Origin of the sequence: Pseudomonas sp. p99-361 (assembly GCF_003935475.1) — a bacterium.
GTDB lineage: Bacteria > Pseudomonadota > Gammaproteobacteria > Pseudomonadales > Pseudomonadaceae > Aquipseudomonas > Aquipseudomonas juntendi.
Genome location: NZ_RHQO01000079.1, coordinates 1 through 20261, shown reverse-complemented (window position 1 = coordinate 20261; position 20261 = coordinate 1). Strand labels below are relative to the sequence as shown.

Annotated in this window: 20 protein-coding genes; 15 read left to right on the top strand and 5 right to left on the bottom strand. The window is 62.6% G+C overall.

The genetic code is table 11. From position 1 onward, the window contains the following. Positions 1 to 173 precede the first annotated feature (173 nt). Positions 174 to 1061 carry a tRNA glutamyl-Q(34) synthetase GluQRS gene (gene gluQRS / locus EGJ22_RS22840; protein ID WP_029886411.1) on the bottom strand — a complete coding sequence of 296 codons (888 nt, stop codon included), beginning with the start codon at positions 1059 to 1061 and terminating at the stop codon, positions 174 to 176. Positions 1062 to 1124: 63 nt separating this feature from the next. Continuing rightward, entirely contained in the window at positions 1125 to 1571 is a 447-nt protein-coding gene (dksA, locus tag EGJ22_RS22835; protein ID WP_009685370.1) for an RNA polymerase-binding protein DksA, read from the bottom strand. A 210-nt stretch (positions 1572 to 1781) separates the two neighbouring features. Between dksA and EGJ22_RS22830 the strand changes: the two genes are divergently transcribed. Both EGJ22_RS22830 and sfsA read left to right on the top strand, forming a co-directional pair. After that, a complete protein-coding gene (locus tag EGJ22_RS22830) occupies positions 1782 to 2954 on the top strand; it encodes a pyridoxal phosphate-dependent aminotransferase (RefSeq protein WP_029886412.1) in 1173 nt (390 codons plus the stop codon). After that, on the top strand, positions 2954 to 3667 hold the full coding sequence (gene sfsA, locus EGJ22_RS22825; protein WP_029886413.1) for a DNA/RNA nuclease SfsA: 714 nt from the start codon (positions 2954 to 2956) through the stop codon (positions 3665 to 3667). Before EGJ22_RS22830 ends, sfsA begins: the two co-directional genes overlap by 1 nt. On the opposite strand, the gene EGJ22_RS22820 is transcribed toward sfsA, so the two are convergent. Continuing rightward, positions 3657 to 3974, bottom strand: a complete 318-nt coding sequence (locus EGJ22_RS22820; RefSeq protein WP_029886414.1) for a Rieske (2Fe-2S) protein — start codon at positions 3972 to 3974, stop codon at positions 3657 to 3659. The two genes, sfsA and EGJ22_RS22820, sit on opposite strands and share 11 nt — an antisense overlap. 147 nt (positions 3975 to 4121) lie before the next feature. On the opposite strand from EGJ22_RS22820, the gene EGJ22_RS22815 reads away from it, so the two are divergent. From EGJ22_RS22815 to EGJ22_RS22800, 4 genes are read left to right on the top strand one after another with little or no spacing between them, the layout of a single operon-like run. After that, entirely contained in the window at positions 4122 to 5006 is an 885-nt protein-coding gene (locus EGJ22_RS22815; RefSeq protein ID WP_029886415.1) for a hemin ABC transporter substrate-binding protein, read from the top strand. A 50-nt stretch (positions 5007 to 5056) separates the two neighbouring features. Beyond that, on the top strand, positions 5057 to 6040 hold the full coding sequence (locus tag EGJ22_RS22810; protein ID WP_172828436.1) for an iron ABC transporter permease: 984 nt from the start codon (positions 5057 to 5059) through the stop codon (positions 6038 to 6040). Beyond that, entirely contained in the window at positions 6040 to 6807 is a 768-nt protein-coding gene (locus EGJ22_RS22805) for a heme ABC transporter ATP-binding protein (RefSeq protein ID WP_029886417.1), read from the top strand. Before EGJ22_RS22810 ends, EGJ22_RS22805 begins: the two co-directional genes overlap by 1 nt. 51 nt (positions 6808 to 6858) lie before the next feature. After that, positions 6859 to 7743 carry a ChaN family lipoprotein gene (locus tag EGJ22_RS22800; RefSeq protein WP_029886418.1) on the top strand — a complete coding sequence of 295 codons (885 nt, stop codon included), beginning with the start codon at positions 6859 to 6861 and terminating at the stop codon, positions 7741 to 7743. Between the two features lie 180 nt (positions 7744 to 7923). On the opposite strand, the gene EGJ22_RS22795 is transcribed toward EGJ22_RS22800, so the two are convergent. After that, a complete protein-coding gene (locus tag EGJ22_RS22795; protein ID WP_029886419.1) occupies positions 7924 to 8202 on the bottom strand; it encodes a TfoX/Sxy family protein in 279 nt (92 codons plus the stop codon). 238 nt (positions 8203 to 8440) lie between these two features. Then, positions 8441 to 10003, bottom strand: coding sequence for a bifunctional aminoglycoside phosphotransferase/ATP-binding protein (locus EGJ22_RS22790; protein WP_029886420.1), 1563 nt, complete (start codon positions 10001 to 10003; stop codon positions 8441 to 8443). 115 nt (positions 10004 to 10118) lie between these two features. On the opposite strand from EGJ22_RS22790, the gene mrcB reads away from it, so the two are divergent. The 9 genes from mrcB to msrQ all read left to right on the top strand — a co-directional run bounded on the left by mrcB (position 10119) and on the right by msrQ (position 19981). Then, positions 10119 to 12440, top strand: coding sequence for a penicillin-binding protein 1B (gene mrcB / locus EGJ22_RS22785; RefSeq protein WP_029886421.1), 2322 nt, complete (start codon positions 10119 to 10121; stop codon positions 12438 to 12440). A gap of 15 nt (positions 12441 to 12455) precedes the next feature. After that, on the top strand, positions 12456 to 13259 hold the full coding sequence (locus tag EGJ22_RS22780) for a M48 family metallopeptidase (protein WP_029886422.1): 804 nt from the start codon (positions 12456 to 12458) through the stop codon (positions 13257 to 13259). After that, positions 13259 to 13591, top strand: a complete 333-nt coding sequence (locus EGJ22_RS22775) for a YqcC family protein (RefSeq protein ID WP_009685384.1) — start codon at positions 13259 to 13261, stop codon at positions 13589 to 13591. The genes EGJ22_RS22780 and EGJ22_RS22775 overlap by 1 nt, the downstream gene beginning before the upstream one ends. 408 nt (positions 13592 to 13999) lie before the next feature. Beyond that, positions 14000 to 15724: an acetolactate synthase 3 large subunit gene (locus EGJ22_RS22770; RefSeq protein ID WP_009685385.1), complete on the top strand. Its 1725-nt coding sequence runs from the start codon at positions 14000 to 14002 to the stop codon at positions 15722 to 15724. A 1-nt stretch (position 15725) separates the two neighbouring features. Further along, the gene (gene ilvN / locus EGJ22_RS22765; RefSeq protein WP_003250040.1) at positions 15726 to 16217 is read left to right on the top strand and encodes an acetolactate synthase small subunit; all 492 of its coding nucleotides are present in this window, start codon (positions 15726 to 15728) and stop codon (positions 16215 to 16217) included. Between the two features lie 56 nt (positions 16218 to 16273). Next, positions 16274 to 17290 (top strand): ketol-acid reductoisomerase, encoded by a 1017-nt coding sequence (gene ilvC, locus EGJ22_RS22760; protein ID WP_009685386.1) that lies wholly within the window; start codon positions 16274 to 16276, stop codon positions 17288 to 17290. A 150-nt stretch (positions 17291 to 17440) separates the two neighbouring features. Next, positions 17441 to 18292: a CDP-diacylglycerol--serine O-phosphatidyltransferase gene (gene pssA, locus EGJ22_RS22755; protein WP_009685387.1), complete on the top strand. Its 852-nt coding sequence runs from the start codon at positions 17441 to 17443 to the stop codon at positions 18290 to 18292. Positions 18293 to 18371: 79 nt separating this feature from the next. Continuing rightward, complete coding sequence (gene msrP / locus EGJ22_RS22750) at positions 18372 to 19385, top strand: protein-methionine-sulfoxide reductase catalytic subunit MsrP (RefSeq protein WP_029886423.1); 1014 nt, start codon at positions 18372 to 18374, stop codon at positions 19383 to 19385. Then, on the top strand, positions 19385 to 19981 hold the full coding sequence (gene msrQ, locus EGJ22_RS22745; RefSeq protein WP_029886424.1) for a protein-methionine-sulfoxide reductase heme-binding subunit MsrQ: 597 nt from the start codon (positions 19385 to 19387) through the stop codon (positions 19979 to 19981). Before msrP ends, msrQ begins: the two co-directional genes overlap by 1 nt. Positions 19982 to 20261: the final 280 nt, after the last annotated feature.

Below are 20261 nucleotides of genomic sequence, written 5' to 3'. Positions count from 1 at the left end.
CGCGGGCGGCGCTCGATCTCACAGGCACTGAAGATGCAGCGGCTACCCTTGCCAGGAACCATAGAATCTCCCACAGGATCACCACAGGCGCTGCATACCTTCTGACAAACACCTGCCAGCCCTGATGCGATCCCCGTGGGAGCTGGCTTGCCTGCGATAGGGCCGGCAAGGCCTCAGCGCAGTTCAGCCTCTGGCACCGTCGTGCGCTGCGCAATCGCTTCGGGCCGCCACTGCTGGCGGGCCACGGCCAATACTTCAGCCGGCGTTGCCAGCAGCAACTGCGGGTCAGTCGCCTGCCCCAGCGCCCGCAACGCCCGCAACAACAGCGGCGTCGCCTGCTCGGCCTGCAACGGCGGCGAACGGTATGACTTGCCAAGCTTGTGGCCGTCCGGCTGCACGATCAGCGGTATGTGCAGATAGCGCGGCTGCGAAAAGCCCAGCAGCTCTTGCAGGTACAACTGGCGCGGGGTGTTGTCGAGCAGGTCGGCACCGCGCACGATGTCGGTGACACCTTGCCAGGCGTCGTCCAGTACCACCGCCAGCTGGTAGGCATACAGGCCATCGCGGCGCTGTATCACGAAATCGCCCACGTCGCGGCCCAGGTGTTGCTGGTAAACGCCTTGTACGCGGTCACTGAAACGGTAGATCAGCTCTGGCACCCGCAAGCGGATCGCCGCACCCTCGCGCGCATGCCCGGCGTTACGGCACAGGCCTGGGTAGATGCCGCCATAGGCCTCCAGTTGCTTGCGCGAGCAGGTGCAGGCATAGGCCAGGCCCATGTTGAACAGGCGGTCGACCACCGCGGCATAGGCGTCGTGGCGCTGGCTTTGAAACACCACTTCGCCGTCCCAGTGCAGGCCGTAGCGTTCGAGGGTTTGCAAGATGGCGTCACGGGCGCCGGGCATTTCCCGGGGCGGGTCGGTGTCTTCCACGCGCAGCAGCCAGCGGCCGTCGACCGCCCGGGCATCCAGCCAGGAGGCGAGTGCAGCCACCAGTGAGCCAAAGTGCAGGAAACCGCTGGGGGTGGGGGCAAAGCGCCCAATGTAGCTGGAGTTGGTCATGGTCTGGCTGGGTATACAAATGCAACGGGGCGCATGATGCGCCCCGTTCGGTGGGAAGAAAGATCAGCCTTTGCCGACCGTTTTTTCCTTTTTCTCGGCGATTTCCTTGCAGTCGAAGCACAGGTCGGCGGTAGGGCGGGCTTCCAGGCGGCGCAGGCCGATCTCGATGCCGCACGACTCGCACCAGCCGTATTCGTCGGCCTTGATCTTGTCGAGGGTCTTGTCGATTTTCTTGATCAGCTTGCGCTCGCGGTCGCGGTTGCGCAGCTCAAGGGCGAATTCTTCTTCCTGGCTGGCACGGTCGGCCGGGTCGGGGAAGTTGGCTGCCTCGTCCTTCATGTGATCCACAGTGCGGTCCACACTGGTCATCAGCTCTTGCTTCCAGGCGCCGAGAAGCTTGGTGAAGTGCTTTTTCATGGGCTCACCCATGTATTCTTCACCCTTGGACTCTACGTAAGGCTCGACACCGTACATGGTCTGACCGGTTTTTTGCTTTTCTACGGTGGACATGAATAGACCGCCTCTCACTCATCTGATCCAATGCGCAGGATGCTCCATCTCCGGCGACCGCCGGCCCTGCGACTGCGAGCCGCCGAACTTACCAGATAGATCGGGGGTGCGCTAGCCCGCCCGATCCTGCTAACTGACACCGGCCTGAGCGGTACGTTCGATTGCTTACGCAGGTAGAATCTCCAGTTTAGCCGCTATTGAGAGAAGGTCATGGCCCACCCCTACAGCGCGCGCAGCCGCGCCATCGAACCTTTCCATGTCATGGCACTGCTGGCGCGGGCCAACGAGCTGCAAGCGGCCGGCCACGACGTGATCCACCTGGAAATCGGCGAGCCGGACTTCACCACCGCAGCACCGATTGTGGCTGCGGGCCAGGCCGCGCTGGCCGCCGGCCACACCCGCTATACCGCCGCACGCGGCCTGCCGGCGCTGCGCGAAGCGATAGCCGGGTTCTATGCCCAGCGTTATGGCCTGAACATCGACCCGCAGCGCATTCTCATTACTCCAGGCGGCTCGGGCGCCCTGTTACTGGCCAGCAGCCTGCTGGTCGACCCCGGCAAGCACTGGCTGCTGGCTGACCCGGGCTACCCGTGTAACCGCCACTTCCTGCGCCTGGTAGAAGGCGGGGCGCAACTGGTACCGGTCGGCCCGGAGGTGAACTACCAGTTGACCGCCGACCTGGTGCAGCGCTACTGGGACCAGGATACCGTTGGCGCCTTGGTCGCCTCGCCGGCCAACCCGACCGGCACGGTGCTGGGCCGTACCGAACTGGCCAGCCTGGCCAAGGCCACCCGTGAACGGCACGGCCACTTGGTAGTCGACGAGATTTACCATGGGCTGACGTACGGCATGGATGCGCCCAGCGTGCTGGAAATGGATGATTCGGCGTTTGTCCTGAATAGTTTTTCCAAGTATTTCGGTATGACCGGCTGGCGCCTTGGCTGGCTGGTGGCGCCACCGCAGGCCGTGGCCGACCTGGAGAAACTGGCACAGAACCTGTACATCAGTGCGCCGAGCATGGCACAGCATGCTGCGCTGGCGTGCTTCCAGCCCGAAACCCTGGCCATCTTCGAACAGCGTCGCGCCGAATTTGCCCGCCGCCGCGACTACCTGCTGCCGGCGCTGCGCGAGCTGGGTTTCCGCATTGCCGTTGAGCCGCAGGGGGCGTTCTATCTATATGCCGATATCAGCGCTTATGGCGGTGATGCGTTTGCCTTCTGCCGGCATTTCCTGGAGACCGAACACGTGGCCTTCACCCCGGGCCTGGACTTCGGTCGCCACCTGGCCGGGCACCATGTGCGCTTTGCCTACACGCAAAGCCTGCCGCGCCTGGAGGAGGCGGTGCATCGCATTGCCCGTGGCTTGCGGAGCTGGCAAGGCTGATGCTTTTTTCACCTGCACTCGAACACGGCCGCCTGCTGCGTCGCTACAAACGGTTCCTGGCCGATATCGAACTGGCCAGCGGCGAGCAGTTGACCATCCACTGCCCGAATACCGGCTCCATGCTCAATTGCATGCGTGAAGGCGGGCGGGTGTGGTTCAGCCGCTCCAACGACCCCAAGCGCAAACTGCCGGGCACCTGGGAAATCAGCGAAACCCCACAGGGCCGGTTGGCGTGCGTGAATACCGGGCGGGCCAATGCCCTGGTGGAAGAGGCGCTGCACGCCGGTACGATCGCCGAGCTGGCCGGGTTCACGGCACTCAGGCGTGAGGTGGCGTATGGCGAGGAGGGCAGCCGCATCGACTTCCGCCTGGAGTTCGACGGTGCCCCGGCCTACGTCGAGGTCAAGAGCGTGACCCTGGGCTACCCCGATAGCCCGGTTGCGGCGTTTCCCGATGCGGTGACCCAGCGCGGGGCCAAGCACCTGCGCGAGCTGGCGAAGCTGGCCAGCCAAGGCATACGGGCGGTGCAACTGTATTGCGTCAACCTGACCGGCATCGACGCGGTGCGCCCTGCCGAGGAGATCGATGCCGCTTACGCCCAGGCGTTGCGTGCTGCGGTGGCGGGCGGGGTGCAAGTGCTGGCATACGGCACGCGCCTGGACCCGCAGGGTATCGTCATCGACCGCCGCTTGCCGGTGCTGCTCAACCCTTGAGCCAGACGCCCTGGGTGTCTTCATGGCAGCCCAGGGCCTGCAACTGCTCACCGTCACAGGGGCCGGCCACGCATTCGCCGCTCTCGATCAGGAACAGCGCGCCGTGATGGCCGCACTGGATCAGGCTCGCGCTGTCATCGAGAAACCGCTCCTGTGCCCAGTTCAACGGGATGCCCTTGTGTGGGCAGCGGTTGCGGTACAGGTAGACCTGGCCCTGGCGGCGCACGCCGAACAGTTGCAGGCCGTCTACGCTGAAGGCGCGTGTCTGGCCCTCGGCCAGGCTGGGTGAGGTACAAAGAAAATGCATGGCAGTACGACTCGTGAAACAGATGATGGCTTGACGCGTCAATGCGAATAATTATCAAATTGCCCGCATTCGCTGCGTTCGGCCGTCCATGGTGCGCAGTTCCGCCGCTCGCCACAAGGCGTGCAGCTCGCCTTCAGAAGGAACCCGATGATGCGTCGTCCCGTCGCTTTGCTCGCCTTGTGTGCAAGCCTTGTGCTCTCTAGCCAGGCCCTGGCGGCAGACCTGCCGCAACGCTGGGTCAGCGCCGGCGGCGCGCTGAGTGAGTGGATATGCGCGTTAGGTGGTGAAGCGCGGCTGGTGGGGGTGGACACGACCAGTCAGCACCCAGCTTCGTTGAAGTCGCTGCCCAGCGTGGGGTACCAGCGCCAGCTGTCGGCCGAGGGCGTGCTCAGCCTGCGCCCGGATGTGCTGGTGGGTACCGAAGAAATGGGCCCGCCGCCGGTACTGGCGCAAATCCGCAAGGCCGGTGTGCGTGTCGAGCTGTTTTCCAGCAAGGCCGAGCTGGCGGCGGTAGACAGCAACCTCAAGCAGTTGGGGCAACTGCTGGGTGCAGAACCCCAGGCCACTGCGCTGGGCGCGGGTTACCATCAGCAACTGCAAACCTTGCAGGCCAAGGTCCAGCAGGCCCAGGCGCAGCACAAGGCACCCGGGGTGTTGCTGCTGGTCGGGCACGCTGGGGCCAAGCCGCTGATCGCCGGGCAGGGCACCGCCGGTGACTGGCTGCTGGGCCAGGCCGGTGGGCGCAACCTGGCAGAGCATCAGGGCTACAAGCAGTTCTCGAACGAAGCATTGGCTGCCCTGGACCCGGATGTGATCGTGTTTTCCGACCGGGCGCTGGCCGATGAGCAGGCGCTGCAGGCTTTGTTGAAAGAAAACCCGGCGCTGGCGGCTTCGCGTGCCGTGCGTGGGCAACGCCTGGTATCGCTTGACCCCACGCTGCTGGTCGGTGGGCTTGGGCCGCGCCTGCCGGCGACCTTGCAATCACTGGCAGCTACCTTCTACCCGGCAGCCAAGGCCAGCTTCGCACAATGAAACAGCGGGTTCAGCCACGTACGTTGTTCATTTGCCTGAGCCTGCTGTGCCTGCTGGCGGTGTGGCTGTCGCTGGCGCTGGGGCCGGTCAGCCTGCCGCTGTTCGATACCCTGCGCGCGGGCCTGCGGTTGATGGGCCTGCCCGTTACCGCCGACGGCTTGCAGCAGGCCGAAATGATCCTTGGCCAGATCCGCCTGCCGCGCACCTTGCTTGGGCTGGCAGTGGGCGCGGTGCTGGCGTTGTCCGGGGTCGCCATGCAGGGGTTGTTCCGTAATCCGCTGGCCGATCCGGGTTTGGTCGGGGTGGCCGCCGGGGCGGCCGTGGGCGCGGCGCTCGCTATTGTCGGCGGGGCTTGGTTCGGCGGCCTGCCAGAGGCCATTGCACCCTATTTGCTGTCGTTCTGTGCCTTTGTCGGGGGCCTTGGCGTGACGGCGCTGGTCTACCGCCTGGGCCGCCGCGATGGGCAGACCAACGTGGCCACCATGCTGCTGGCCGGGGTCGCGATGACGGCACTGGGCGGCGCGGTGGTGGGGTTGTTCTCCTACCTGGCCGATGACGCCACGTTGCGCACGTTGACCTTCTGGAACCTGGGCAGCCTCAACGGTGCCAGCTACGACCGGCTATGGCCGTTATTGCTGGTGGCGGCGGGTGTGGCACTGTGGCTGCCACGGCGGGCCAAAGCGCTGAATGCCTTGCTTTTGGGGGAATCCGAGGCCCGCCACCTGGGCGTTGATGTGGAGCGGCTCAAGCGCGAACTGGTGTTCTGCACGGCGCTTGGGGTGGGTGCGGCTGTTGCGGCTGCCGGCCTGATCGGCTTCATCGGCCTGGTGGTGCCGCACCTGGTGCGCTTGCTGGCCGGGCCGGATCACCGGGTGTTGTTGCCAGCCTCGCTGCTGGCTGGCGGTGTGCTCATGCTGTTTGCCGACCTGGCGGCACGGCTGCTGCTGGCACCTGCCGAGTTGCCGATCGGTATTGTCACGGCCTTTGTCGGGGCGCCGTTCTTTCTGTTCCTGCTGGTGCGAGGGCGCAGCTGATGTTGCATGCCGAGGGCCTGCACTTGCGGCGGGGCAGCAACGAGGTGCTGCATGACATTGATCTGCAATTGCCCCCCGGCCAGGTGGTGGGCGTGCTCGGCCCCAACGGCGCGGGTAAGAGCAGCCTGTTGGGCGTGATGTGTGGCGAGCTGGTGCCAGACCGTGGGCGGTTGACGTTGCAGGGGCGCGGCCTCGGTGATTGGCCTGGACAAGAGCGGGCCCGGCGCCTGGCCGTATTGCCTCAGGTGTCGAGCCTGGGGTTTTCGTTCAGCGTCGAGGAAGTGGTGGCCATGGGCCGCATGCCGCACGGCACCGGGCAGCGGCGCGACGCCGAAATTGTCGAAGCGGCGTTGCAGGCAGCAGATGCCTGGCACCTGGTAGGGCGCAGTTACCTGGCGTTGTCCGGAGGCGAGCGGCAACGCGTGCACCTTGCCCGTGTGCTGGCACAGTTGTGGCCGGGGGAGCAGGGCACTACCTTGTTGCTCGACGAGCCCACCTCGATGCTCGACCCGCTGCACCAGCACACTACCCTGGAGGCTGTGCGCCGCTTTGCCGACCGCGGCGCCGCGGTGCTGGTGATCTTGCATGACCTGAACCTGGCGGCGCGCTACTGTGACCGGATCCTGTTGCTGGAGCAGGGGCGTTGCCATGCCTTTGCCTCGCCTGAACAGGTGCTGACGCCGGCAGCGTTGAAAGCTGTGTACGGGATCGACGTGCTGGTGCAGGCACATCCTGAGCGTGGCCACCCGCTGATCATTACCCGTTAAAGCCGGCCCGATCGTGGTCGTGAGCGGCCGCTACCCATGGAGCTTCTGCCAATGCGACACCCGCTGTTGTCCGGTTTTTCGCTGTGCATGTTACTGGTATTGGGCGGCTGCCAGGCCAGCCTGCCACCGTTGCCTGCCTGGCAGAGCACCGAAGGGCGCACGCATGCCCAGCTTGGGCAGGTGGTCGATCTCGGCAGCGGGCAGGTAATCAGCCCGGACCAACTGGTGCAGCGTTTGGCTACCGCACCGCGAGTACTGGTCGGCGAAAAACATGACAACCCCGACCACCACGCACTGCAAGTGTGGTTGCTGCGCGCCCTGCAGAGCCAGCGTGCCCAGGGCAGCCTATTGCTGGAGATGCTGCAACCTGAACAGCAGCCGCGGGTGGACAGGCTCAAAGGGCAACCCTTGCCGGCAGACTTGCCCATGGCACTGGCGTGGCAGGAGGGCTGGGACTGGCAGTTGTACGGGCCCATCGTGCGTGCAGCCCTGCAACAGCAGATCCCGCTGCTGGCCGCCAACCTTTCCCCAAGTGAAATGCGCCACGCCTACCGGCAGCCAGCGCCATTGGCGGGCGAGAAATCCAATGCGGCGACCGTCAGGGCGAGCTTGCTGCAGCAGGTACGCGCCGGGCATTGCGGGATGCTGCCGGAAAGCCAGCTACCGGCGATGCTGGCCGTGCAGCAGCAGCGTGACCGGCGCATGGCCGAGCGCTTGCTGGCGGCGCCGCAACCGGCACTGCTGTTTGCCGGGGCCTATCACGTGCGCAAGGACCTGGGCGTGCCGTTGCACCTGAGTGACTTGGGTGCGCAGGGTGCGAGCAAGGTGCTGATGCTGGCCGAGGTGGGCGAGAAGGTTGAAGCAGGTGAGGCCGATTACGTGTGGTACACGGCGGCGATGACAGAGCAGGATTATTGCGCGCACCTAAAACGATAAGACATGGAAACCTTGGGCAAAAAAAGACCCGGCAAATTGCCGGGTCAATAACCGTGATTAGCCTGATGAGGAGATAATCTGAGAGTCCGAACCAGGGGCTCTTAGCTTATCCAACCAGTCTCGCGACCAGTTGTGATAATCATAACAATTCTCATTTAGCCGTCAATCCCCTTTTCGCGCTTATTTTGGATTTTTTTGCGCGGGTGTTTTCGCATCCAGTTGTTGGTTGAGGGCTTCCTTGCGTTCGAGTGGCAAATCGTTCCAGTGCATATCCAGCAGGGCGCCTTCTATGGCATACAACAGCACCTTCGATGCGCGAAACCCTCGCGTCTTCACGGCCTGGTATGCACCCACCGCACCCAGGCGGCGCAGATCCGATGCACTGTGAATGCCGGCCGCATGCAGCCACTGCGCAGAGGTCTTGCCAAGGTTTTTCAGATGCTGCAATTCATCGTTCATCGAGCCTCCTTGCGATGGCTGAACGGGTCATGGGGAGATAAATCGCGAGCAGGTCAGAGAGGAGTGTAGCGGGGGTTGGGGAATACGCGGCTTTTTGCCATCGGGGCGATGAGATGCCCAGTGCCGGCCTCTTCGCGGGCTCGCCCGCTCCCACAGGTTCGGCGCAGCCTTCAGGGGCTGTGGTTTACCTGTAGGAGCGGGCAAGCCCGCGAAGGACCGGCCCAGGAAGCCGGCTAGCTTACAAGCCAGGCAGACGCTGGCGAATCTGCTCGATCACCTGGTCCATGCTGCCAGCGGTCTGGGTGTCAACGTGGGTGCTCTGCACCAGCTCCTGCGTATCCAGCGCCTCTCGGCTGGCCTGTTGCGCCTTGACCACCTCCAGGGTGGCATCCGACGGGTCGCTGTTCTCGGCCTGGCGCTGCTGCAGCCAGCTGGCGATTACCGCGTCCGGCGCGTGGCAGTCCAGAATCAGGAACGGCACGCCAGTCTGGCTGGCGACCTCGGCCGCAGCCTGGCGCTGTTCGCGTTTGAGGTAGGTGGCATCCAGCACCACCGGGAACCCTGCCCGCAGTACGGTCGCGGCGACTTCGTGCAGGCGCCGGTAAGTGGCAGTGCTGGCCTCCTCGGCATAGATCCCGGTGCTGAGCTGGGCGGTCTCAACCTGCTGCTGTTCGCCGAACAAGCGCTTGCGCTCTATGTCGGAACGCACGCGCACCGCGCCCAGGGCCTCGACCATACGCATGGCCACGTGGCTTTTGCCCACTGCCGATACACCGTGGGTGATGGCCAGCAGGCGCGAAGGGATGGCGCTGTAGCTTTCTGCCAGGTTGGCGTAGTTGCGGTAGGTGCGCAGGGTGGTGGCACGCTGCACGCCATCGGCATTGGCCGGCATGCTGAACAGGGCAACCTTGGCCCGTACCAGTGCGCGGTAGGCCTTGTAGAAGTTGAGCAGCTCCAGGCCCTCGTAGTCGCCGGTCAGTTCCAGGTACTGGCTGATGAAGCGCCGGGCCAGGCACTTGAGGCCGCGGTCTTCCAGGTCCATCGCCAGGAAGCCGGTGTCGGCGTAGACGTCGGTCAGGCGAAACGGTTCGTTGAATTCGATGCAGTCGAAGATCACCACCTGGCCATCGATCAGCGTGGCGTTGCCCAGGTGAATGTCACCGTGGCATTCGCGAATGAAGCCATTGGCCTTGCGTTTTTCCAGCAGGCCATGCAGCCGCTCGAAGCTGCTGCGTGCCCAGGCTTGCAGGGCGTCTAGCTGTTGCAGGTCGGCCTTGTCGCTGAGGAACGGGCGAATCTGCTCGAAGTTCTGCTCCACCGGCGCCATGACGGCCTCCGGCGTGCCCAGTGGGTGCTCGACCGGTACCCGCGGCGCCTGCAGGTGGAATTCGGCGATCTGCCGGGCCATCTGGTCGATGTGCGTGGCGTTCAGTTCGCCATTGGCCTGCAAGGTGCTGAGCATCTGCCCTTGGGGGAACTGGCGCATCTTCAGGGCATATTCGATGGCCTGGCCTTCGCCGGCGAGCTGCGGCGCATCGGCGCTACCGGTGATCGGCAAAACGTCGAGGTACAGGCCGTCGGTCAGGCGCTGGTTCAGGCGCAATTCTTCGTTACAGAAATGCTGGCGCTGGTCCAGGCCAGTGAAGTCGAGAAAGCCGAAGTTCATCGGCTTCTTGATCTTGTAGGCGTACTCGCCCGTCAGCAGCACCCAGGAGATATGCGTCTCGATGAGCTGGAACCCGTCCACGGGGTGGGGGTACAGGGCGGGGTTCTGCAACGCAGTGATAAGAGCTTGGCTCACGGCAAATCCTTCCGGGGGCAGGGAATTCGAATGCATCATTATGGTCAATGGTGCCGTCCCTGCCTACCGCCGGGCCGCCTGCCCAGTCTTTCCAAAGTGCGTATAATCCGCCGTCATGACTCGAACCCGAACTCCCCGTACCCCTCAAAAACGCCCGACCGGCCGCTCCCGCGCCTGGCTGGGCTGGGCTTTGAAGCTCAGCCTGGTAGGCCTGGTGATCGTCGCCGGCTTCGCGGTTTACCTCGATGCCGTTGTCCAGGAGAAGTTCTCTGGCAAGCGCTGGACCATCCCGGCCAAGGTGTATGCACGGCCGTTGGAGCTGTTCACCGGCCAGAAACTGAGCAAGAACGACTTCCTCACCGAGCTCGACGCGCTTGGCTACCGGCGTGAAAGCGCGGCCAATGGGCCGGGGGCGGCCGCCGTCAACGGCAATACCGTCGACCTCAACACCCGTGGCTTCCAGTTCTACGAGGGCATGGAGCCCGCGCAATTCGTGCGCGTGCGCTTCTCCGGCGATTACGTGGCCGGCCTTTCCGGGGCCAATGGCAAGGCGCTTGACGTGGTGCGCCTGGAGCCGCTGATGATCGGCGGTATCTACCCGAAAAACCTTGAAGACCGCATTCTGATCAAGATCGACCAGGTGCCCAAGTACCTGCTCGAGACCCTGGTTGCCACGGAAGACCGCGACTTCTACAGCCACCATGGCGTGTCGCCCAAGTCCATCGCCCGGGCCATGTGGGTGAATACTTCATCCGGCTCGATGCGCCAGGGTGGCAGTACCTTGACCCAGCAGTTGGTGAAGAACTTCTACCTCAACAGCGAGCGCAGCCTTAGCCGCAAAGTGACCGAAGCGATGATGGCGGTGCTGCTCGAACTGCATTACGACAAGCGCGAAATCCTCGAGGCCTACCTCAACGAGGTCTTTGTCGGGCAGGACGGCCAGCGTGCCGTGCACGGCTTCGGCCTGGCCAGCCAGTTCTTCTTCAGCCAGCCGCTGTCGGAGTTGAAGCTGCACCAGATCGCCTTGTTGGTGGGCATGGTCAAGGGCCCGTCCTACTACAACCCGCGGCGTTACCCTGAACGTGCCCTGGCCCGCCGCAACCTGGTGCTCGACCTGGTGGCCGAACAAGGCGTGGCCAGCCAAGAGGAGGTCGATGCAGCGAAGAAAATGCCGCTGGGCGTGACCAAACGTGGCAGCCTGGCCGACAGCTCGTTCCCGGCCTTCCTCGACCTGGTCAAGCGGCAGTTGCGCCAGGACTACCGCGATGAAGACTTGACCGAGGAAGGCTTGCGTATCTTTACCAGCTTCGACCCGATCCTGCAGATGAAGGCCGAAGCCTCGATGAGCGAGACGTTCAAGCGCCTGGCCGGGCGCAAAGGGGCGGACGAGGTCGAATCGGCGATGGTCGTGACCAACCCGGAAACCGGTGAGGTACAGGCCCTGATCGGCAGCCGCCAGGCAGGTTTCGCCGGCTTCAACCGCGCCATCGATGCCTCGCGGCCGATCGGCTCGCTGGTCAAGCCGGCTGTCTACCTGACCGCGCTGGAGCAGCCGAGCAAGTACACCCTGACCAGCTGGGTGCAGGATGAGCCGTTCTCGGTCAAAGGTGGCGACGGCCAGGTCTGGCGCCCACAAAACTATGACCGCCGCCCGCACGGCACGATCTACCTGTACCAGGGGCTGGCCAATTCCTACAACCTGTCGACTGCCAAGATCGGCCTGGAAGTGGGGGTGCCAAACGTGATCAAGACCATCGGCCGGCTGGGGGTGAATGTCGACTGGCCAGCCTTCCCGGCCATGCTGCTGGGGGCTGGCGGCATGTCGCCGATGCAGGTCGCGACCATGTACCAGACCATTGCCAATGGTGGCTTCAACACGCCGATGCGCGGTATTCGCAGTGTGCTCACCGCCGAGGGCGAACCGCTCAAGCGCTACCCGTTCCAGATCCAGCAAACCTTCGACCCGGGTGCCATCTACCTGGTGCAGAACGCCATGCAGCGAGTGATGCGCGAAGGTACCGGGCGCTCGGTGTACAACACCTTGCCGCGCTCGTTGACCCTGGCGGGCAAGACCGGTACCAGCAACGACTCGCGCGACAGCTGGTTCTCTGGTTTCAGCCAGGATTTGCTGGCGGTAGTGTGGATGGGCCGCGACGATAACGGGAAAACACCGTTCACCGGCGCCACCGGTGCCCTGCAGGTATGGACCAGCTTCATGAAGAAGGCCGACCCGCTGCCGCTGGACATGCCGCAACCGGACAACGTGGTACAGGCCTGGATCGACCCCTACAGCGGCCAAGGGTCTGACGGCAGCTGTCCGGGAGCGGTACAGATGCCGTATATTCGCGGCAGTGAACCGCCCGCCGGCGCAACCTGTGGCGGTGAGCAGAATCCAGCTGAATCGGTCATGGACTGGGTCAAGGGCTGGATGAATTAAGCGCAGGCTGCATTGATGAGGTGTGACGTGAACAAGTGGCTGTTTCCTGCCGTGACGGCGCTGGCTGTGCTCCAGGGGTGCTCCAGCGTCCCGCGCGGCAATATTCCGGTGGTCGATTCGAGCACCCGCGTGTCGAACAGCGAGCGCGTGTCTGCCAACCGCCCGGCGGGTGGTTACAACGCTGGCACCGCGCAAGCGCAAACAATGCCTGAGGATTCCGGCGTCACCGTGATGATCCCGCAGGGCGCAGGCGCTTCGGGCATCCAGACCTTCCCGGCGTCCAATGGCGCGGCGCCGATCAGCACCGCGCCGATCACGCCGGGGCCGATCGCTACCGGGCCGGCCACGTCGGCGCCCATGACCACCAACCCCAACCCGATCGCCGACGAACCGTTCGATATCGCGGCGATGAACAGCGCCCCACAAAGCACCAGTGCCCCCACCGGTATTCCGCGCAGCAACACGGCTGCAGGTGGCCTGGCGGCTGACGAGCAACTGGACGGCCCAGTACTGGCACTGCTGACCACTGCCACCACCCAGCAGGGCAGTGGCGATTTCAACGGCGCTGCTTCCAGTCTGGAGCGTGCCCAGCGCATTGCCCCGCGCGAACCGCAGGTGCTCTACCGCCTGGCCCAGGTGCGTTTGTCGCAAGGCGATGCCCCGCAGGCCGAGCAGCTGGCGCGTCGCGCCCTGACCTACGCCAATGGCCGCCCCAGCCTGCAGGCCGAACTGTGGAACACCATCGCACAAGCCCGTGAAAAACAGGGCGATAGCGCTGGCGCCGCCTTGGCCCGGCAAAAAGCGCGGGTCAGTTCCTGATGATCGAGCAACGTATTCTGGACATCGCCGACCACCTGCTGCTGATCGAGCGTGAGCTGCAGGTGCAAGGCTGGTGGGAGGACGAGCCACCGAGCGACGAGGCGCTGGCCAGTACGGTGCCCTTCGCCGTCGATACCTTGCGTTTCGAGCAATGGCTGCAATGGATCTTCCTGCAACGCATGAAGATCATCATCGAGCTCGGCCAGCCGCTGCCAAATGCCTCCAGCATCCTGGTCATGGCCGAAACGGTGTTTGCTGACCGGCCGGAGCAAAGTCGTGAGCTGCGCCGGCTGTTGGCAGCTTTTGACCAATTGATCGCTCCTTCTGCCTGATTTCTTCAGTTTTTTCGTCAAGGGCCGCAGATTGTGGCCCTTTTTTATGGAAATCTTATTAATTCTGCTGCTGAAGCGATTTTTAGTGGTTGCAAGAATTCATCTCGGGGAAAAATTGGCAATAATTTTTCTTGACTTGTGCGCGCCGAATCACAAGAATCCAACTTCCGCTTTAGAGGGACTGCCAGAAGCAGACCCGCTAAGCAGATCATGAGGCGCACACCCGCGCCGACCTGTTACACCCCGCAACGCGTTACCTCGCGCTGGGTGGGAAAACCCCGCAACACTCTGGGGCGCTCCCAATACTTGCTCAGTCAGTGCTGACGTTCGCTCATGCTCTGCTTGGCAGTAAACCTATTAAGACCCGTCCTGAAGGGGCGGTATTCTGGCGTTTTAGAGGTGAACAACGTGGAGCTTTTATCTGGCGCTGAGATGGTCGTCCGCTTCTTGCGTGACGAAGGCGTTAAGCACATCTACGGGTACCCTGGTGGTGCTCTCCTGCATGTTTACGACGCGCTGTTCAAAGAACCGGAAGTGGAACACATCCTGGTTCGCCACGAACAGGCGGCAACCCATATGGCGGACGGCTACGCCCGCGCCACCGGCAAGGCCGGTGTGGTGCTGGTAACCTCCGGCCCGGGCGCGACCAATGCCATCACCGGTATTGCCACCGCCTACATGGACTCGATTCCGATGGTCATCCTGTCCGGCCAGGTGCCAAGCACCATGGTAGGTACCGATGCCTTCCAGGAAACCGACATGATCGGTATCTCGCGGCCGATCGTGAAGCACAGCTTCATGATCAAGCACCCGACCGAGATCCCTGAAATTCTGAAAAAGGCGTTCTACCTGGCGCAATCCGGTCGCCCAGGTCCAGTCGTGGTCGACATTCCAAAAGACATGACCAACCCAGCTGAAAAGTTCGAATACGTCTACCCGAAAAAGGTCAAGCTGCGCTCGTACAGCCCGGCGGTCCGTGGCCACTCCGGCCAGATCCGCAAGGCGGCCGAGATGCTGCTGGCTGCCAAGCGCCCAATCGTCTACGCCGGTGGCGGTGTGATCCTGGGCGGTGGCTCCGAAGCGCTGACCGAAATCGCCAAGTCGCTGAACCTGCCTGTCACCAACACCCTCATGGGGTTGGGCGGCTTCCCGGGTACTGATCGCCAGTTCCTCGGCATGCTCGGTATGCACGGCAGCTACACCGCCAACATGGCCATGCACAATGCCGACGTGATCTTCGCCGTCGGTGCGCGTTTCGACGACCGCGTGGTCAACGGCCCGGCCAAGTTCTGCCCGAATGCCAAGATCATCCATGTCGATATCGACCCGGCGTCGATCTCGAAGATGATCAAAGCCGATGTACCTATCGTTGGCCCGGTCGACAGCGTGCTCAGCGAAATGCTCGGCATCCTCAAGGAAATCGGCGAGCAGCCCGACAAGGCCGCGCTGGATGCCTGGTGGAAGCAGATCGACGAGTGGCGTGGCAATGGTGAGCTGTTCCCTTACGACAAGGGCGACGGCAATGTCATCAAGCCGCAAAAAGTCATCGAGACCCTGTGCGAAGTGACCAAAGGCGATGCCTTCGTCACCTCCGACGTAGGTCAGCACCAGATGTTCGCGGCGCAGTACTACCGTTTCAACAAGCCGAACCGCTGGATCAACTCCGGTGGCCTGGGCACCATGGGCTTCGGCTTCCCGGCGGCGATGGGCATCAAGCTCAACTTCCCGGACCAGGACGTGGCCTGCGTGACCGGCGAAGGCAGCATCCAGATGAACATCCAGGAGCTGTCCACCTGCATGCAGTACGGCCTGCCGGTGAAGATCGTCAACCTGAACAACGGGGTGTTGGGCATGGTCCGCCAATGGCAGGACATGGCCTACAACGGTCGTCACTCGCACTCGTATGTCGAGTCGCTGCCTGACTTCATCAAGCTGGCCGAGGCCTATGGCCATGTGGGTATCCGCATCACCAGCCTGAAGGACCTCAAGCCGATGCTGGAAGAAGCGTTTGCGATGAAGGACCGCCTGGTATTCATCGACATCGCGGTTGACCGCAGTGAGCACGTCTATCCGATGCAGATCAAGGATGGCTCGATGCGTGACATGTGGCTGAGCAAGACGGAGCGTACCTGATATGCGGCATATCATTTCCCTGCTGCTGGAAAACGAACCCGGTGCTTTGTCCCGTGTGGTCGGCCTGTTCTCCCAGCGCAACTACAACATTGAAAGCCTGACCGTGGCGCCGACCGAAGACCCGACCCTGTCGCGTCTGACGCTGACCACCGTTGGCCATGACGAAGTGATCGAACAGATCACCAAGAACCTGAACAAGCTGGTCGAAGTGGTCAAGCTCGTCGACCTGTCGGAAAGCGCCCACATCGAGCGCGAGCTGATGCTGGTCAAGGTCAAGGCCACCGGTGCCCAGCGCGCCGAGATCAAGCGCACCACGGATATCTTCCGTGGCCAGATCGTCGATGTGACTGCCAGTGTGTACACCGTACAACTGAGCGGTACCAGCGACAAACTGGACAGCTTCATCCAGGCCATCGGCACCGCATCGATTCTCGAAACCGTGCGCAGCGGCGTTACCGGCATTGCCCGTGGCGACAAAGTGCTCAGCATCTGAATTTAAAAATTAGCGATGGCTCCGCAGGGGGCCGAGATATAACCAGGGGTATTTTCATGAAAGTTTTCTACGATAAAGACTGCGACCTTTCCATCATCCAGGGCAAGAAAGTCGCCATCATCGGTTACGGCTCCCAGGGCCACGCTCAGGCGTGCAACCTGAAGGACTCCGGTGTAGACGTTACCGTCGGTCTGCGTAAAGGTTCGGCTACCGTTGCCAAGGCTGAAGCCCACGGCCTGAAAGTTGCCGATGTTGCTACCGCTGTCGCTGCGGCTGACCTGGTGATGATCCTGACCCCGGACGAGTTCCAGGGCACGCTGTACAAGAACGAAATCGAGCCGAACATCAAGAAGGGCGCTACCCTGGCCTTCTCCCACGGCTTCTCGATCCACTACAACCAGGTTGTGCCGCGCGCCGACCTGGACGTGATCATGATCGCGCCGAAAGCGCCGGGCCACACCGTGCGCTCCGAGTTCGTGAAGGGCGGTGGTATCCCTGACCTGATCGCGATCTACCAGGACGCTTCGGGCAACGCCAAGAACGTCGCCCTGTCCTACGCCGCTGGCGTGGGTGGTGGCCGTACCGGCATCATCGAAACCACCTTCAAGGACGAGACCGAAACCGACCTGTTCGGTGAGCAGGCTGTTCTGTGCGGCGGTACCGTAGAGCTGGTCAAAGCCGGTTTCGAAACCCTGGTTGAAGCTGGCTACGCGCCAGAAATGGCCTACTTCGAATGCCTGCACGAGCTGAAGTTGATCGTTGACCTCATGTACGAAGGCGGTATCGCCAACATGAACTACTCGATCTCCAACAACGCAGAGTACGGTGAGTACGTCACCGGCCCAGAAGTCATCAACGAAGAATCCCGCAAGGCCATGCGCAACGCACTGAAGCGCATCCAGGACGGCGAGTACGCGAAGATGTTCATCTCCGAAGGCGCCACCAACTACCCATCGATGACCGCCAAGCGTCGTAACAACGCTTCGCACGGCATCGAGATCATCGGTGAGCAACTGCGCTCGATGATGCCTTGGATTTCGGCGAACAAGATCGTCGACAAAGCCAAGAACTAAGTAGCATCGCAACATGAAAAACGCGGCTTCGGCCGCGTTTTTTCGTTCTGGCAGTCAGCATCTGGTATAAAGCAGACCAGTGGCCTGCCGTCAGAACCTGTTTCGCGGGCCCGTGTCGAACATTTTCCATCCTGTTGCAAGGTACCCTCCATGAGCGAACGTCCCGAAGAGCCGAACAAGCCCTCCGACGCCGAAAGCCTGCTACCGGTCGATGAGCACGTTGAAGAAGGCCATGACGCCGAAGGTCGCAAGGTGCGCCACCGCGGCATCTACCTGCTGCCCAACCTGTTCACCACCGCCAACCTGTTTGCCGGCTTTTATTCCATCATCAGCTCGATGAGCGCACAGAGCGCCCTGAGCGCTGGCGACCCGCGTGAAGCGAGCAAGTATTTCGCCTTTGCCGCCATTGCCATCTTCGTGGCCATGGTGCTCGATGGCCTCGACGGCCGTGTCGCGCGCATGACCAATACCCAAAGCGCGTTCGGCGCCGAGTATGACTCGCTGTCGGACATGGTCGCCTTCGGTGTGGCCCCGGCCTTGCTGGCCTTCGGCTGGGCGTTGGGTGACATGGGCAAGGTTGGCTGGATGGTCGCCTTCATCTATGTTGCCGGCGCCGCGCTGCGCCTGGCACGCTTCAACACCCAGGTCGGCACCGCCGACAAGCGCTACTTCATCGGCCTGGCCAGCCCGGCTGCCGCGGGTGTTGTGGCCGGCACCGTGTGGGCGTTCAGCGACTACGGTATTCAGGGCTCCAAGCTGTCGTTCCTGGTGGCGCTGTTGGTGGCGGCTGCAGGCATGCTGATGGTCAGTAACATCAAGTACAACAGCTTCAAGGAGCTGGACCTCAAGGGCCGTGTGCCATTTGTGGCCATTCTTGCCGTGGTGCTGGTGTTTGCCGTGGTGTTCAGCGACCCGCCGCGTATCCTGCTGCTGATCTTCCTCGCCTACGCGGCTTCGGGGCCTATCCAGTTCCTGCTCAAGTCGCGCCGACGTAAAGCGTAAAAAACGCTTAACGCTGGAATAACCCGCCGGCTCCATAGTCTTACTGGTACGTCCGTTACCCAGTGCTATGGAGCCGCTCATGCTCATCAAGCTTCCCAGGTCGTCCGAGTGCAAGGCATCGGAGATCACCCCCGAAGGCATTTACCTGTCCCGTCGTACGTTGTTGGGTGGCTCGTTGGCCGGCCTGGCCCTGGGCGCATTGCCCAGTGTTGGTCGTGCGGCCGAGGCCAGCCGTTATGCCGATGTCGAGCCGGGTAGGGCGCCTGGCTGGTTCACGGAAAAGCTCGGCGCCACGCAGTGGCAGGCAGTCACGGCCAAAGGGGAGGCGATCACGCCGTTCAAGGACGCTACCCACTACAACAACTTCTATGAGTTCGGCCCCGACAAGGGCGACCCGGCGGCCAATGGCGACAGCCTGAAAACCGAACCTTGGTCGGTTGTGGTGGATGGTGAAGTCGGCAAGCCTGGGCGCTATGCCCTGGAAGACTTCGTCAAACCCTACCAGCTTGAAGAGCGCATCTACCGGCTGCGTTGTGTAGAGGCCTGGTCGATGGTCATCCCGTGGCTGGGGTTCCCATTGGCTCAGGTACTGAAGCAGGTCGAGCCGACGTCGAAGGCACGTTACGTGCGTTTTGAAACGCTGAAAGACCCGGAGCATATGCCTGGCCAACGCTCGGGTTTTGCGCTGATCGACTGGCCTTATAGAGAAGGGCTGCGGCTGGACGAAGCGATGCACCCCTTGGCGGTTCTTGCGGTAGGCATGTATGGCCGCGAGTTGCCCAACCAGAATGGTGCACCGCTGCGGCTGGTGGTGCCGTGGAAGTATGGTTTCAAGAGCATCAAGTCGATCGTGCGCATCAGCCTGGTGGCCGAGCAGCCCGGAACTACCTGGCAGGGCCTGGCACCCGATGAATATGGGTTCTACGCCAATGTGAACCCCACTGTCGATCACCCGCGCTGGAGCCAGGCGCGGGAGCGGCGGCTGCCTAGCGGGCTTTTCAGTCCCAATGTGCGGGAGACGCAAATGTTCAATGGCTATGCCGACGAAGTGGCCTCGCTCTATGCCGGGATCGACCTGCGGAAGAACTACTGATGCGCTATCCCTGGTTTCGTCTGGCGATCTTTATTGTGGGCTGCCTGTTTCCTGCCTGGTGGTTGTACGAAGCGGCAACGGGGTTGCTGGGGCCTGACCCGGGCAAGATCATGATGGACCGGTTGGGGCTTGGCGCGCTGATCTTCCTGCTGGTGACCTTGAGCATGACGCCGCTGCAGAAGCTGACGGGGTGGTCGGGTTGGATCGTGGTGCGGCGGCAGCTGGGGTTATGGGTGTTTGCGTATATCGTGCTGCACATTCTCTGTTACCTGTTCTTTATTCTCGGGCTGGATTGGGGGCAGTTGGCGGTGGAGCTGCGCAAGCGGCCTTACATTATTGTCGGGGCGCTGGGGTTTCTTGGGTTGTTGGCGTTGGCGGTTACCTCGAACCGGTATAGCCAGCGGCGGCTTGGGGCGCGGTGGAAGAAGCTGCACAGGTTGGTGTATGCGGTGTTGGGGTTGGGGTTGCTGCATTTCTTGTGGATCGTGCGTTCGGATCTGCGGGAGTGGGCGGTTTATGCGTTTGTTGGGGTTGTGTTGATGGGGGTGAGGGTTCCGGCGGTTTCGCGGAGGTTGGCTGGGTTGGTCAGGCGGTAAGGGGGGGTGAGTTGGGTTCAGGTTGGGCAATGGGCCTGTCTATAGATAGTGGTGGGGTTGGGAGGCGCACGCCGCAACACATTCAGTGCCTGTGAGATCGAGCGCCGCCCGCGCGGCGCTCGATCTCACAGGCACTGAAAATGTTGTGGCGAACACTTCGCGGCCTCAAAACAGCCTTCGCCTGGAATATTTCAAATAAATGAAATTAAAGGTTGACGCCCTCTCGAATCCCCTTATAATGCGCCCCACTTCCAGCGACAACGGAACGACAAACTCCTTG